This window comes from Delftia sp. GW456-R20 (assembly GCF_001622915.1).
GTDB lineage: Bacteria > Pseudomonadota > Gammaproteobacteria > Burkholderiales > Burkholderiaceae_C > Comamonas > Comamonas acidovorans.
Genome location: NZ_LWCN01000004.1, coordinates 1,122,429 through 1,136,278, shown reverse-complemented (window position 1 = coordinate 1,136,278; position 13,850 = coordinate 1,122,429). Strand labels below are relative to the sequence as shown.

Annotated in this window: 11 protein-coding genes; 7 read left to right on the top strand and 4 right to left on the bottom strand. The window is 69.5% G+C overall.

Going from position 1 to position 13,850, the window contains the following annotated elements:
* Positions 1-11: 11 nt before the first annotated feature.
* Positions 12-1,826 carry a tetratricopeptide repeat protein gene (locus tag A4F85_RS10480; RefSeq protein WP_063326543.1) on the top strand — a complete coding sequence of 605 codons (1,815 nt, stop codon included), beginning with the start codon at positions 12-14 and terminating at the stop codon, positions 1,824-1,826.
* A 23-nt stretch (positions 1,827-1,849) separates the two neighbouring features.
* Here A4F85_RS10480 and A4F85_RS10475 read toward each other — a convergent pair whose 3' ends face one another.
* Positions 1,850-3,067, bottom strand: a complete 1,218-nt coding sequence (locus tag A4F85_RS10475; RefSeq protein ID WP_063326542.1) for an MFS transporter — start codon at positions 3,065-3,067, stop codon at positions 1,850-1,852.
* Between the two features lie 106 nt (positions 3,068-3,173).
* On the opposite strand from A4F85_RS10475, the gene A4F85_RS10470 reads away from it, so the two are divergent.
* The 4 genes from A4F85_RS10470 to A4F85_RS10455 all read left to right on the top strand — a co-directional run bounded on the left by A4F85_RS10470 (position 3,174) and on the right by A4F85_RS10455 (position 8,329).
* Positions 3,174-4,130 carry a LysR family transcriptional regulator gene (locus A4F85_RS10470; protein WP_013803067.1) on the top strand — a complete coding sequence of 319 codons (957 nt, stop codon included), beginning with the start codon at positions 3,174-3,176 and terminating at the stop codon, positions 4,128-4,130.
* Between the two features lie 120 nt (positions 4,131-4,250).
* Positions 4,251-4,799: an RNA polymerase sigma factor gene (locus A4F85_RS10465; RefSeq protein ID WP_013803066.1), complete on the top strand. Its 549-nt coding sequence runs from the start codon at positions 4,251-4,253 to the stop codon at positions 4,797-4,799.
* Positions 4,789-5,748 (top strand): FecR family protein, encoded by a 960-nt coding sequence (locus A4F85_RS10460; RefSeq protein WP_063326541.1) that lies wholly within the window; start codon positions 4,789-4,791, stop codon positions 5,746-5,748. Before A4F85_RS10465 ends, A4F85_RS10460 begins: the two co-directional genes overlap by 11 nt.
* Positions 5,749-5,950: 202 nt before the next feature.
* Positions 5,951-8,329 carry a TonB-dependent siderophore receptor gene (locus A4F85_RS10455; protein ID WP_063326540.1) on the top strand — a complete coding sequence of 793 codons (2,379 nt, stop codon included), beginning with the start codon at positions 5,951-5,953 and terminating at the stop codon, positions 8,327-8,329.
* 78 nt (positions 8,330-8,407) lie between these two features.
* On the opposite strand, the gene A4F85_RS10450 is transcribed toward A4F85_RS10455, so the two are convergent.
* A complete protein-coding gene (locus tag A4F85_RS10450) occupies positions 8,408-8,671 on the bottom strand; it encodes a hypothetical protein (RefSeq protein WP_063327954.1) in 264 nt (87 codons plus the stop codon).
* A 207-nt stretch (positions 8,672-8,878) separates the two neighbouring features.
* Between A4F85_RS10450 and A4F85_RS10445 the strand changes: the two genes are divergently transcribed.
* The gene (locus A4F85_RS10445; RefSeq protein WP_012204803.1) at positions 8,879-9,172 is read left to right on the top strand and encodes a DUF2789 domain-containing protein; all 294 of its coding nucleotides are present in this window, start codon (positions 8,879-8,881) and stop codon (positions 9,170-9,172) included.
* 86 nt (positions 9,173-9,258) lie between these two features.
* A complete protein-coding gene (locus tag A4F85_RS10440) occupies positions 9,259-11,190 on the top strand; it encodes a hybrid sensor histidine kinase/response regulator (protein WP_063326539.1) in 1,932 nt (643 codons plus the stop codon).
* Between the two features lie 427 nt (positions 11,191-11,617).
* On the opposite strand, the gene A4F85_RS31240 is transcribed toward A4F85_RS10440, so the two are convergent.
* Together A4F85_RS31240 and A4F85_RS10435 are read right to left on the bottom strand one after the other, a co-directional pair.
* A complete protein-coding gene (locus tag A4F85_RS31240; protein ID WP_013803059.1) occupies positions 11,618-11,740 on the bottom strand; it encodes a hypothetical protein in 123 nt (40 codons plus the stop codon).
* Between the two features lie 122 nt (positions 11,741-11,862).
* Positions 11,863-13,812, bottom strand: coding sequence for a sigma-54-dependent Fis family transcriptional regulator (locus A4F85_RS10435; RefSeq protein WP_063326538.1), 1,950 nt, complete (start codon positions 13,810-13,812; stop codon positions 11,863-11,865).
* Positions 13,813-13,850: the final 38 nt, after the last annotated feature.

The following is a 13,850-nucleotide window of genomic DNA, read 5'->3' as shown; positions in this document are numbered from 1 at the left end:
GAGAGAGCATCTTGAGAATCGACCCTTCGACGGGCGAGGCCGCCCTGCGCGCGCCACTGTCCCTTTCGCTGCCCCTGCCTGTGTCCCTGTCCGCGTCCCTTTCGGCGATGGACGCTGACGCAGCGCCGGGCGGGCCGCCTGCCATCCGCGCCCCGCAGGACGTTCTTTCGGGCGTGCGCGTTGCCTCGCAGCTGCTGCAGGACTTTCGCCCCATCACCGAAAGCATCGAGTGGGAGCTGGGCCACCTGCACTGGGCGCGGGCCGGCCTGCTGACCTTTGCCGAGAACGAAGTGCCCTACGTGGTCAACAACAGCGGCCGCCTCTCGGAAGATGCGGCGGCCCTGCTGTTCCACCACTGCGCGGACACCGCGCCGCAAGGCGCCATTGCCGTGCTGGAATTGGGCGCCGGCTGCGGCCTGTTTGCGCGCATGTTCCTGCAGGCCTTCCGGCACCTGTGCCAGCAGGAAGGGCGTGATTTCGACCAGCGGCTGGTCTACTACGTCACCGATGGATCTCCCCGCACGGTCGTGCAATGGCAGGAGCGCGCCCTGTTTGCCGAGTTCGGCGGCCAGGTCGTGGCCGGCTGCTGCGACGCCATGCGGCCCGAGGCCGTGCAGCTGCCGGACGGCAGCACGGTGCACCTGCCGCCGCTGCACGCCGTGTTCTGCAACTACGTGCTGGACGTGCTGCCTGCCACCGTCGTGCGGCGGCAGGGCGACGGGCCGGTGCAGGAATTGCGCATACGCACCCGCCTCACCGATGACGCCCAGCTCGTGCGCCAGTACACCGCGCTGTCGCCGGGCGAGATCCGTGCCCTGGTGGACCATGCGGATGCGGCCCAGCGTGCGCGCCTGCTGCCCCTGGTGGGCCTGTTCGAGCAGGAGGTGGGCTTCTTCGACTGCGACCAGGCAGCGCTGTCGCCCTGGGTGGATGCCGCCTTGTCCGTCAGCGAGGCGGCACCGCGCCTGCTGGTCAACCACGGCGCCTTTGGCGCGCTGCAGACGCTGCAGCAGCGGCTGGCGCCCAAGGGGCTGGTGCTCATCAACGACTACGGCGCCTGCACGCCCGAGGCGGCGGCCCAAGCGGGCGCCTCCCAGCGCTTTGGCCGCACCAGCGCCATCGGCCTGAACTTTCCGCTGCTGGCGCAATTGTTCGGGCGCGAAGGCTGGCAGGTGCTGGCGCCTTCGGGCGATGCGCAAAGGGCCATCCATGCGCGGCTGCTGATCGGCGAGGGATGCGAGCGCACGGCGGCCGCCTTTCTCAACCGCTTCAGCGCCGACGCGCAGCAGTTCTTCGAGGCCCCGGCCCATGAGGCCCGCACGCACCTGGAGTCGGGCCGCCAGGACGCCGCCCTGGAAAGCTACCGCCAGGCCATCACCCGCAGCCCGCGCGACTGGCGGCTGCTGGGCGAGGTGGCCGAATTCGTGGGCCTGCAGCTGCGGGACTTTGCCGCCGGCATCGAGCTGGCGCGCAGCGCGCTGGACCTCAATCCCTGGCTCAGTACCTGGCTGTGGAATGTGCTGGGCGACTGCCTGTTCTGCCAGGAGCAGTTCGCTGCCGCGCATGACGCCTACCTGCAGGCCGAAGGCATAGACCCGCGCGATGCGCGCACCCAGCTCAACCTGGCCTACACCTGGCAACAGCGCGGCGACCCGGCGCGCGCGCTGGCCTGCATCGCCCAGGGCCTGGCGGGGGATGCGCATGGCGTGCACACGCAGCGCCTGATGGAAAAGCAGCAGCAGATCCTGGCGCAGATCGCTGCCCTGCGCGCCTCGGAGCAGCAGCGGCTGGCCCAGCGCGCGGCACGGCTGCAGGGCGGGGCATAAGCCTGCCGGCAGCCCGCGGAAGTTCAGCGGTTGCGGCCCGCCAGCCGCACGGCCAAGGCCGCCGCCGAAGCCGCACAGGCCAGGGCCACCACGCCGCTCCAGCCCCACTGCGCCAGGACCAGGGCGCCCAGTGCCGAGCCCGAGGCCATGCCGATGAACACGCCCGTGAACAGCAGCGCATTGAGCCGGCTGCGTGCAGCGGGGTCCAGGCCATACACCAGGGTCTGGTGCGCCACCAGCGTCGCCTGGATGCCGAAGTCGAAACCGATGGCGCTGGCCACCAGCAGCGGCAGCTGTGCGCCGGCTGGCAGCCAGGGCGACAGTGCCAGCACGGCAAACGACGCCAGGGCCAGGCCCGCACCCAGGCAGGTCACGCGCTGCGGGCCGCTGCGGTCGGCCAGCCGGCCTGCCAGCGGCGCGGCCAGCGCACCGGCGGCGCCCGCCAGGCCCAGGGCGCCGGCTGCGGCGCTGCCCATGTGGAACTGCTGGTGCAGCATCACGGCCAGCGTGGACCAGAAGGCACTGAAGGCCACCGACAGCAGGCCCTGGGCCAGGGCAGCACGGCGCAGCGCGGGCTGGCCGCGCCACAGTTGCACCATGGAGCCCAGCAGCGCGCCATAGCCCAGTTGCGTGGTCGGCCTGAAACTGGGCAGGCCGCGCCACAGGGCCACCCCCAGCAGTGCCATGGCAGCGGCGGCCAGCAGGTAGACGCTGCGCCAGCCGCCATGCTCGGCCAGCAGCCCGCTGACCACGCGCGACAGCAAAATGCCCAGCAGCAGCCCCGTCATCACCGTGCCCACCACCTTGCCGCGCTGTTGCTCGGGCGCCAGCGTGGCGGCGGCCGGCACCACATCCTGCGCCAGGGTGGCGGCCAGGCCCACGGCCAGGCTGGCGGCCAGCAGCGGCGCCAGGCCCGGGGCCAGGCCGCTGGCCAGCAGGGCCAGCATCAGCGCGGCGGTCTTGGCCAGGATGATGCGCCGGCGGTCCATGCGGTCGCCCAGCGGGGCCAGCAGCAAAATGCCCAGCGCATAGCCCAGCTGGGTCAGCGTGGGCACAAAGCCCACGGCGCGCTCGCCCGCGCCCAGGTCGGGGCCGAGCACGCCCAGCATGGGCTGGCTGTAGTAGAGCGAGGCCACGCCCACGCCCGCCGTGGTCGCCATCAGCAGCACCAGCGACCGGGGCACGCCGGACACCTTTTCGCTGGTGGCCGCTTGGTTATGCGTAGATTGAATGCAAGACATGTTGATCCGCCGATACGGCGTGTTTGAGAAACGATGGCCGTAGTGTGGTGCGATGCAGCAACCCACGGTAGTGGCTGCATCCGCAGAATCGATATACGCTTGGCGTATGACCATCGCCGACCTCTCCCTGCCTTCGGGCGCAGACCGCATCGAACTGCTGCAGACCTTTGTGCGCATCGTCGAAAGCGGCAGCCTCTCGGCCGCCGCGCAGCAGATGTCCACCACCCAGCCCACGGTCAGCCGGCGCCTGCAGACGCTGGAGCGCGCGCTGGGCCTGCGCCTGCTGCGGCGCTCCACCCACGCCATGGCGCTGACCGACGACGGAGAGCGCTGCCTGGCCCATGCGCGCGAACTGCTCGATACATGGCGGGCGCTGGAGTCCGACCTGCGCGGCGCCCAGGACACGCCGCGCGGCCTGCTGCGCGTGGTCGCGCCCCACGCCTTCGGCCAGGACCAGCTCATGGCGCCGCTGCTGCAGTTCCTGGGCCGCCATCCGGCCGTCAAGGTCGAGTGGCTGCTGCATGACCGCCAGCCGGACTTCATTGCCGAGGGCATCGACTGCGCCGTGCAGGTGGGCGCCGTGGTCGATCCATCGGTGGTCGCGCTGCGCGTGGCCGAGGTGCCGCGCATTGCCGTGGCCGCGCCTGCCTTGCTGGGGCAGGGCAGCGTGCCCCAGCACCCGCGCGAGCTGCAGGGGCTGCCCTGGATTGCGCTGCGCACTTTCTACCAGCGCGAGCTGGAACTGCACCGCGTGGGCGATGAGCGGGTGTGCAAATCCTGGCGCCTGCAGTTCGAGCCCCGGCTCAGCACCGACAGCCTTTATGCGCTGCGCAACGCCGCCCTGGGCGGGCTGGGTGCGGCCCTGGCCTCGGCCTGGATCGTGCGCGACGATCTGGAGGCGGGCCGCCTGGTGCACCTGGCCCCGGACTGGCAGGCCGCGCCGCTGCCCGTGCACCTGGTGTATCCGCCGGCGCGCCACCAGCCGGCGCGGCTGCGTGCCTTCATCGCGGCCATGCGGGAGGTCATGCCGGGACTCACGGGAATGCGCGCGCCGCTGCCCTGAGCCGTTCGCCCGCCGCTGTTGCGGCGGCGCGTCACCGCCCGGTTTGCCAACGGTAAGCATGGCAACTGCATAGGATAATAAGAATCATTTGCGATCTTCTTCGCGATTGGCTTTTCCTCCATGCCGTCCCCCTCCACGCTACAACCGCCCGCCGAGCCGCTGCTGGCCCAGCTGGTGCAGCACTATGACGAACTGGTCGGTTTCCTGCGCCACCGCTTCGGCGACGAATGCCAGCCCCGCGAAATCGTCAACGAGCTGTGCCTGCGGTTGATGGAGCGGCCCGTTCCCCAGGGCATTGCCAACCCGCTGGCCTTTCTGCGGCATCTGGCGCGCGACCTGGCCATAGACCGCCATCGGGCCCAGGCGCGCCGGCCCGAAACGCCCTTCGATGGCGCCGAGCTGGAAGAGCGCCTTGCCCCCGCCGCCGCCATGCCGCTGTCCCCGCCCGAGCTGGCCGTGGCCGCCGCCCAGCGCCAGCGCGCGCTGCTGGTGGCGATAGAGCAGCTGCCCCAGGCCAGCCGCGAGGCCTTCATCCTCACCAAGCTCTACGGCATGCCGCAGGAAGAGGCCGCACAGCGCATGGGCATCTCGCGCGGCATGGTGGCCCGCCATCTGGCGCGTGCGCTGCGCGATGTGCAGCCCGTGCTCACGGCCGACCATGCCGCCTGAGATCACGCGCAGCACAGGCGGCACGCGCAGCGCGCGCCAGGGTGCTTCTGCGCAGTCTTCGGGGCGCAGCGCCCATCTGCCTGTCGATGACGCCCTGGCCCCCTTTGCCGACATGCTGCGCCGGCACCTGCCCACGCCCGAGGAAATCGAGCAGGCCGCCGCCCAGCGCCAGAAACTGCGCCAGCGCAGGGCGCTGCGCGCAGGCACGGCTGTGGCCCTGGCGGCGCTGGCGCTGCTGCTCTGGGCCGACCCCGCGCTGCAGCGCCAGACCCTGGCGACGGCCGTGGGCCAGCGCCAGAGCTGGCAACTGGCCGATGGCAGCGAGGTGCGGCTGAACACCGGCTCGCGCGTGCAAGTGGCGCAGCACCTGCGCTCGCGCCGCCTGGTGCTGGACCAGGGGGAGGCGTCCTTCGAGGTATCCCATGCCTTCTGGCACGGCTGGGTGCCCTGGCTGCAGCGGCCCTTCACCGTGCAGGCCGGCGGCGTGGTGGTGCAGGACATCGGCACCGTGTTCGGCGTGCACCGCCATGAGGATGGTGCCGACATCACCGTGCTGCAGGGCAGGGTGCGCGTGCATTCCATGGACGGTGGCGGCGCACCCGTGGAGCTGTCCACCGGCCAGCACCTGCGCACGCGCGCCGGCCGGCCGCTGCCGCAGCTCGTGCCGGCAGAGGCGGGCGACGGCGCCGCTGCCCTGGCCGCCCTGGCCTGGCGGGAGGGCCGCCTGGTGCTGGACGGCACGCAGCTGTCCGAGGCCGTGGCGCAGATGCAGCGCTACCGCAGCGCACCCATCGTGCTGGCCGACCGGCATGCGGCGCAGCTGCGCATCTCGGGGCAGTTCGACCTGGACCGCATCGACCAGCTGCTGGACCTGCTGCCTCGCCTTGCGCCCGTGCAGGTGCGGCATGAGGACGACGGCCGCGTGCTGATCTCCACGCGCCACAGGTAGGCGCAGGTAGGCCGCCCGGCAGTTGTCCCTGCAGCCGCTGGCCTGATCCAGAAATTTTCCGTGGCCATGTGTACAAACCTGCGCGCTGCAGCGGCTTACAGGCAGACCGGCATCGCGCCCGGGCCCGAGCTGGCCCTGGAGGGGCCTGCCGCCACCGCCGTACCCCGTATTCCGTATCCAACGCCTCAGGAGAGATGTCGCCATGAACCCTTCCCCTACCGTCACCGGCCTGCCGCGCCTTCGCATCGCGGCCCTGGCCGCCGCACTGTGCATTGCCGGCCTGGCCCATGCCCAGCCCCTGGCCGTGGACCTGCCTGCCCAGCCGCTGGCCCAGTCGCTGAACGCGCTGGCGCGCCAAAGCGGCGCCCAGATCATCTTCCTTACCGATGTGGCCCAGGGCCTGCAGGCGCCCGCGCTGCGCGGCACGCTGGAAGTGCGCGAGGCCCTGCAGCGCCTGCTGGCCGGCAGCGGCCTGCAGGTGCGTGCGCAGGATGAGCGCACCTTCACCGTGGAGCGCAGCGGCGGCCCGGCTGCCAGCTCCGGCGCTGGGGGCGCCGTCATGGCAGAAGTGCGCGTGCTGGCCTCGCGCGCGGAGGACACGGCCTACTACGCCCCCTCGGCCGCCAGCGGCACCAAGACCGAGGCGCCGCTGCGCGACGTGCCCCAGACCATCAATGTGATCCCCCAGCAGGTCATGCGCGACCAGGCGGCCACCTCGCTGCAGGACACGCTGCGCAACGTGGCCGGCATCGGCCTGTCGCACGGCGACGGCCAGCGCGACCAGGTCAGCATCCGCGGCTTCACCAGCATTGGCGACCAGTTCGTGGATGGATTCCGGGACGATGCGCTGTATTTCCGCGACCTCTCCAACATCGAGCGCGTGGAAGTCGTCAAGGGCCCGGCCGCCGTGCTCTATGGCCGGGGGTCCTCGGGCGGCCTGGTCAACCGCGTGACCAAGAAGCCGGGCGTCAATGTCTCCGACGTGGCCGTCAGCGTGGGAAGCTGGGCCGACAAGCGTGCCGAATTCGACGTGGGCCGCGCGCCCGAGGGCAGCGACTGGTCCTGGCGCGTCACCGGCGCCGCCGAAGACGCCAACAGCTACCGCAGCCAGCAGTTCCTCAAGCGCGAGACCATCGCCCCATCCGTCATGTGGAAGCCGGACGGCAACACCTCGCTGACGCTGCAGGCCGAGCTGCTGCGCGACAAGCGCGTCACCGACTTCGGCATTCCCGCCTATCGCGGCCGCCCCGTGGATGTGGCGCCCGGCACCTACTACGGCTCGGCCAATGCGCGCGATGCGGACACCTCCGAATCTACCGTGGGCTCCTTCACCGCCACCTTCAACCACCGCTTCTCGGACACGCTGCGCGTGCGCAACGCGCTGCGCTACTACCACTACGAGCTGGACCGCCAGAACACCTTGCCGGCCGGCACCACCAACGAGGCGGCCGGCACCGTGGCGCTGACCCGCTCGGGCGTGGACCGCAACGAGCACGGCATCTTCAACCAGACCGAGCTGATCCAGAATTTCAGCACCGGCAGCGTGCAGCATGAAGTGCTCTACGGCCTGGAGCTGGGCCAGCAGAACAAGGATGCGCTGTCCTACAGCGGTGGCACCCTGGCCAACGTGAACCTCTGGAACCCCGTGCTGCCCGTGGCCCCGCTCAACGGCGGCGGCACCCTGAGCGGCAGCACGCTCAACCGCTACCTCACGCGGGCCCTGTACCTGCAGGACCAGGTCACGCTGTCGCCGCAGTGGAAGCTGCTGGTGGGCCTGCGCTATGACCGCTTCGGCCAGGAAACCGACAACCGCCTGGCCGGCCAGAGCGACTTCAGCCGCACGGACTCCACCTGGAGCCCGCGCGCCGGCCTGGTGTGGCAGCCCGATGCCGTGCAGTCCTATTACCTGTCGGTCAGCCGCTCCTACCAGCCTTCGGCCGAGATGTTTGCGCTGTCGGCCACCAATGCCGCCATCAAGCCGGAAAGCACCACCAACTATGAAGTGGGCGGCAAATGGGACCTGATGGACGGCAAGGCCATGGCGACGGCATCGCTGTTCCAGCTGGAACGCACCGACATCAAGACCACCAACCCGGCCCAGCCCACCCAACTGATCCCCATCGGCACGCAGCGCACGCGCGGCCTGGAGCTGTCGCTGTCCGGCGAGCTGCGCCCCGGCACCCAGGCCACCTTCAGCTACGCTTACCTGGATGCCGTGGTCACCGAATCCACCACCGTGGACGCCGGTCAGCCAGTGCAGGGCAAGCGCGCCACCATCACGCCCAGGAACTCCCTGTCTGTCTGGCTGACCCAGCGCCTGGGCGATGCCTGGACCGTGGGCGGCGGCCTCAACTACGTGGGCGACCGCTTTGCCAACCCCGGCAACACCGTCACGCTGCCCGCCTACACAGTGGTGGATGCCATGGCCCAGTACCGCATCGGCCGTGCCACCACGGTGCAGCTGAACCTGCGCAACCTGTTCGACCGCCGCTATATCGTCTCGGCCCACGGCACCAGCCCCAACCTGAACCTGCCCGGTGCGCCGCGCAATGTGATGGTGACGCTGCGGCATAGCTTCTGAGGCCGCGCCGGCAGCGCCGGCCTCTCCAAAAGACAAAGGCCCACGCAAGTGGGCCTTTGTCCATCCGGGCCGTGCCGTTTACTCGGTCGCCTTCTTCAGCGATTCCTTGGCGTTGTCTGCCGACTGCTTGGAGCGCTTCTTGTGGTAGTCCGACTTGACGTTGTTCACGGCCTTGCCGACCGGCCCGCTGTCCTTGGCCTTGGCGTCGGCCTGCTTTTCCTTCACCTTGTGGTCTGCGGCGTCGGCGGCCTCGGAGGCGGCCTTGCCCACCTGGGCGTGGGCGGGCGACAGGCCTGCGGCGAAGGCAAGGGATATGGCGGTGGCAAGCAGCAGTTTTTTCATGAAATAGGTGTCCTGTGATGAGGTGGCTGCATGGTGCGCCAGTGCGCTGGTGCCGCCTTGTAGGAGCAGGGCTGTGCTGTGCGCGGGCACTGCGGCCCAAGCGCAGAAGGGCTTCCGACGGTAGCTTGCTTCGGTGTCCGACATGGGGCAGCCGGCCGAGCTTCTAGCCTTGGACCAACCCCCGCCAACACCCAAGAAGGACACACCATGATCACAGCCGAACCCACCATGACCAACCTCTTCGATCAGCTGGGACTGGACTCCAGCCCGGAGGGCATCCGTCAGTTCATTCTTTCGCACCGCCTGGAGAAAAACACGCTGCTGGTGGACGCGCCGTTCTGGACCGATGCGCAACGCGCCCTGTTCTCGCAGCAGTGGCATGCCGATGCGACCTGGGCGCTGGTGGTGGACCAGCTCAGCGAGGCCTTGCATTCCGAGCCCGACCTGGACGCCGTGCCTGCCCCGGCGGCTTCCGAGCACGAGCAGGAAGCGCGTCCCTGATCCTGTGATGCAACCGCTTGCGATGAATCCGTGCTGCTTACAATTTTCGCGGCGCATTCAACCCATTTGCCTACGGAGTCGCTCACATGCTGACCTCGAATGGTCTGGCGTCGGCCTCTCCAGGCTCCGACGCTCTCTTGCCCCTTGACCCGGGCCACGCCGTTCTGGATGCGTTTCCCGACGCCGTCTTTGTCGTCGGGCTCGACGGTCGCCTGGCCCACTGCAACCGCCAGGCCCGCAGCCTGCTGGACCACTCCGGAGATGCGCTGGAGGGCAGCGTTTTCGAAGAGCGTTTCGTCGCCCAGGCTGCGCGTTCAGGCTGGGCAAGCCGCCAATGGGAGCCTCCTGCCCAGGCCGCACAGCCCCGGCAGTCCAGCTGCTGGCCGCTGCTGACCTGTTCAGGGCGCGAGCGGCCCGTGGCTTCGAGCACATCGCGCATACGGCTGCCGGACGGCAGCCCGGCGTTGCTGCTGTGCGTGCGCGAGGCCGATGCGCACCCGCCGGCCGCGCCGCCGCCCCTGTCCAGCCCGCTTTCCAGCGCCGAGCGCAGCTTTGCCTTGCTGGTGCAAAGCGTGACCGACTATGCGATCTACATGCTCGACCCCGAAGGCCGCATCGTGAGCTGGAACCTGGGCGCCAAACGCATCAAGGGCTATGAGGAGGAGGAGGTCCTCAACACCCATTTCTCGCGCTTTTACACGCCCGAAGACCAGCAGGCCGGGCTGCCGCAGGCGGGGCTGCGCACGGCGGTCAGCACGGGCCGCATGGAGGCCGAAGGCCTGCGCGTGCGCAAGGATGGCTCGCGCTTTTGGGCCTCGGTGGTCATCGATGCCATCTACGATGACGGCCGGCTGATCGGCTTTGCCAAGGTCACCCGCGATGTGACCGAGCGCAAGGCCGCCGAATCCCAGCTGCGCCAGGCCTTGAAGATGGAGGCCATCGGCCGCTTCACGGGCGGCGTGGCCCATGACTTCAACAACCTGCTGATGGCCGTGCTCAGCAGCCTGGAGCTGCTGCGCAAGCGCATGCCGCCCGACGAGCGGCTGCGCGCGCTGGTGGAGACCGCCACGCGCGGCGCCCAGCGTGGCGCCTCGCTGACCCAGCGCATGATGGCCTTTGCGCGGCAGCAGGAATTGAAGACGGAGGCCGTGGACGTGGCGGTGCTGCTGTCGGGCCTGCAAGGCCTGCTGCAGCAGGCGGCCGGCCCGCATATCTTTCTCAAGATGGCCCTGGCCGCCAACCTGCCGCGCATCCTCACCGATCCCAGCCAGTTCGAGAGCAGCATGCTCAACCTCGTCGCCAACTCGCGCGACGCCATGCCGGGCGGCGGCGTCATCAAGATCGCGGCGGCCGTGGAAACGATGCTGCCGCGCCAGCTTGCAGGCCTTGCCGCAGGCTCGTATGTCTGCGTGCGCGTGGAGGACACCGGCGAGGGCATGGACGAGCAGACGCTGTCCCGCGTGGTCGAGCCCTTCTTCACCACCAAGGGCGTGGGCAAGGGCACCGGCCTGGGCCTGGCCATGGTGGACGGGCTGGTGGCCCAATCCGGCGGCAAGCTCGTGCTGCACAGCACACCGGGCAACGGCACCACGGTGGAGATGTGGATGCCCATCTCCAAGGACGAGAGCACGGCCTGCCACCTGGGCGCCCAGCGCACGCAGGACGTGGGACCCATGGACGTGCTGTTGGTGGACGACGACCCGCTGGTGCTGGCCAACGCCTCGGCCTTGCTGGAGGACCTGGGCCACCGTGTCACGGCCCTCGGCGCCGGGCAGGAGGCCATCGACCTGCTGGCGCGCCAGGCACGCTTTGACGTGGTCATCTCCGACTACGCCATGCCCGGCATGAACGGCGTCGAGCTGGCCGAACACATTGCGCAGCGGTATCCAGGCTTGAATTTCATCCTGGCCAGCGGCTTTGCAGACATCCCGGCGCTGCCGCCTGGAATGACGCGGCTGGCCAAGCCGTATTCGCAGGAGGATCTGAGCCAGTTGCTGCATCAGTTGGTGAGGGCGTGAGCACCCATGGAGATGGCCTGCGAAGCGTTTTCGCAAGCCATCACATCAAGATGGCAGGGTGGAGACAATGGCGCGATTGGCCTGCAGGTGGGCTTCAATCGACGCCAATTGCGCGTCGTAGTCACTGATGACTTACTGTGCGGAGGTACTCCGCGGCATCCTTGTTTTTAGAAAAACAAGAACGGGTATGACGATCAAGGAAAGCATCCACGCCAACGTGAGCGCAGTGTTGAGGGCAGTCATCTTGATCTGGTTCTCTGGGGCAATCCAAAGCCAAAGCTGCCCATAGATGCCAAGTCACCCGGCCGTATTCATTGCATGGCCCATGGGTAGCGAGCCGGGCAGTGTAGCGCTGAATGCGGCGGGTTTGACCAGGCTGCATGCGCAGCCGGACCTGCTCCAGTTGTTTGCAGCCGTGGGGGAGGGCTCAGACACCTGCCTTCTCGAACAGCCGGCGCAATACCTGCATGGGCAGGAACCTGACCTTTCGCCGTTTCAGTTCACGCCGGAACAGGCGCTCGCGTTCAATGAAGTTGATCTTGGGTTTCATCTTTTTTTGGGGCTGCAATGGACGAAACGCGCCAATCTACTGGTGAACGCCGCAGCTCCTGTAACACCGTGTCAGCGACGCTTCGGGATTGCCGGTTGCCGGTTGCCGGTTGCCGCTTGGCCCTATGGCCCGCGCCATTGGGCATGCCGCACGCCCAGCTGCAGCTGCTGGATGCGGCGGTGGATGGTGGAGCGGCTGACGCCGAGCTGGCGCGCCGCCTCGGAGACGTTGCCCTGGCATTGGGCAAGCAGTTGCTCCAGCGCCTGTGCGGCGGGCTCGCTGGTGTTGTTTGCCAGGGCGGCGGTGCAGGGCGGGGTGCCGTGCAGCGCGTCGGGCAGGTGGTCGGGCTCGACGCTGCCGTCGCCATCGTTCCCGCACAGGGCTGCGGCGTAGCGCAGCGCGTTGTGCAGTTCGCGCAGGTTGCCGGGCCAGGCGTGCGCGGCCAGCAGCGCGCGGGCCGCGTCGCCCAGGTGCAGATGGCTGCCCAGCGTGGCCAGCATCTGGTCGGCAATGGCCTGCAGGTCGCTGCGCTGGCGCAGGGCGGGCAGTTGCAGCTCGGCGGCATTGAGGCGGTAAAGCAGGTCTTCGCGGAAGCTGCCGCGCCGCACCAATTCGGCCAGCGGCCGGTGCGAGGCCGAGATGACGCGAACGGACACGGCCCGTGGCGCGCGGGCGCCCAGCGGGGTGATTTCGGATTCGGACAGGACACGCAGCAGCTTGGCTTGCAGGGCCAGTGGCATATCGCCGATCTCGTCGAGGAACAGCGTGCCTTCGTGCGCCGCGGCGATCAGGCCCTCGCGGCCCTTGCTGGCGCCGCCGGTCCAGGTGCCGGGCAGGTAGCCGAACAGCTCGCTTTCCAGCAGTGCCTCGGGAATGGCCGCGCAGTTGATGGCGACGAAGGCGCCGCTGCGGCCGCTGCTGGCATGCAGCGCGCGGGCCAGGTATTCCTTGCCTGCGCCGGTCTCCCCCTGCACCAGGATGGGCAGCGTTTGCGGCGCGAGTCGGGCGGCCTTGCGCAGCAGCGTCTGCAGCTTGGCATCGCCCGTGTCCAGCGCCTGCAGCGCTGCCGGCAGCGGAGGCTGCGCCGGCATTGCCTGCGCGCGCAGGCGGCGTGTCGGGCGCTGCGGCTCCATGGCATGGGCGAAGAGGATGCTGCCGTCGCGGGCGCGGATGATGCGCTCCTGCGCCGGGCGATGGCGGCGCAGCTCGGGCAGGTGGCGCAGGTCCACATCGAAGAAACGCTCCAGCGGCTGGCCGATGAGCTTTTGGCGCTGGCGCCAGTCCAGCTGCGCGGCGGCCACCAGCAGGCGGGCGCCCGCGTGGGTCATGGCGCGAATGCGGCCCCGTGCGTCCACGCTGATGGAGGCGTCGGGGTCGACGTCGAGGAAATCGGGCGACTGCGCCAGGCGCACCACCCAGTCCTGGCCGGACTGCGCCATCAGGTTGGCCTGCTCCACGCGCCGCGCGGCGGCCACGACGAGGTTCAGCGCCAGGTTCTGGCTGGCCCGCTCGGCGGGCGAGCGCAGCAGCGACAGGTCCAGCACCGCTGCGAGTTCGCCGTGCATGTCGTAGATGGGCGCGGCCGTGCAGGACAGGCCGGTGTGGGTGAAGTCGAAATGGTCGCTCTGGTGCACGGTCAGCGCCTCGCCCGTTTCCAGGCAGGCGCCCACGGCCGAGGTGCCCGAGTGGTCCTCGCGCCACTGCGCGCCCAGGTACAGGCCCGCGCGGCGCAGGTCGCCAGCGTCGGCCTCGTGCCCTAGAAAGTCCACGGCCACGCCGTGCCGGTCCGCCAGCAGCAGCACGTAGTCCAGGCCCTTGAGCTGCTGGTACAGCCGCTCCAGCGCATGGCGGGCGATGTGGATCAGCGGCTCGGACTCCTCGCGGTGCGCGCGCAGCTGGCCGTCGGTCACGATGTGGGCTTCGCTGGTATGCGCCGGGTCAAGCCGGTGGGAGTCGATGCAGCGGCGCCAGCTGCGCAGCACGGCGCGGTCGCGCTCTTGGCTGCGGTTGGAGTAGCCCAGGCCGAAGGCTTCGATTTCCTGGATGTGCGAGGCGTAGGACTGCAGGGGCATGGCGTGGAGTCGATGCGGGCTTTGAACGTGCCGCAGAC

Bases quoted from the DNA above. Each gene is read 5' to 3' on its own strand.
- A4F85_RS10475 (WP_063326542.1), bottom strand. From the start codon at position 3,067: ATGTCTTGCATTCAATCTACGCATAACCAAGCGGCCACCAGCGAAAAG.
- A4F85_RS10470 (WP_013803067.1), top strand. From the start codon at position 3,174: ATGACCATCGCCGACCTCTCCCTGCCTTCGGGCGCAGACCGCATCGAA.
- A4F85_RS10465 (WP_013803066.1), top strand. From the start codon at position 4,251: ATGCCGTCCCCCTCCACGCTACAACCGCCCGCCGAGCCGCTGCTGGCC.
- A4F85_RS10460 (WP_063326541.1), top strand. From the start codon at position 4,789: ATGCCGCCTGAGATCACGCGCAGCACAGGCGGCACGCGCAGCGCGCGC.
- A4F85_RS10455 (WP_063326540.1), top strand. From the start codon at position 5,951: ATGAACCCTTCCCCTACCGTCACCGGCCTGCCGCGCCTTCGCATCGCG.
- A4F85_RS10450 (WP_063327954.1), bottom strand. From the start codon at position 8,671: ATGAAAAAACTGCTGCTTGCCACCGCCATATCCCTTGCCTTCGCCGCA.
- A4F85_RS10445 (WP_012204803.1), top strand. From the start codon at position 8,879: ATGATCACAGCCGAACCCACCATGACCAACCTCTTCGATCAGCTGGGA.
- A4F85_RS10440 (WP_063326539.1), top strand. From the start codon at position 9,259: ATGCTGACCTCGAATGGTCTGGCGTCGGCCTCTCCAGGCTCCGACGCT.
- A4F85_RS31240 (WP_013803059.1), bottom strand. From the start codon at position 11,740: ATGAAACCCAAGATCAACTTCATTGAACGCGAGCGCCTGTTCCGGCGT.
- A4F85_RS10435 (WP_063326538.1), bottom strand. From the start codon at position 13,812: ATGCCCCTGCAGTCCTACGCCTCGCACATCCAGGAAATCGAAGCCTTC.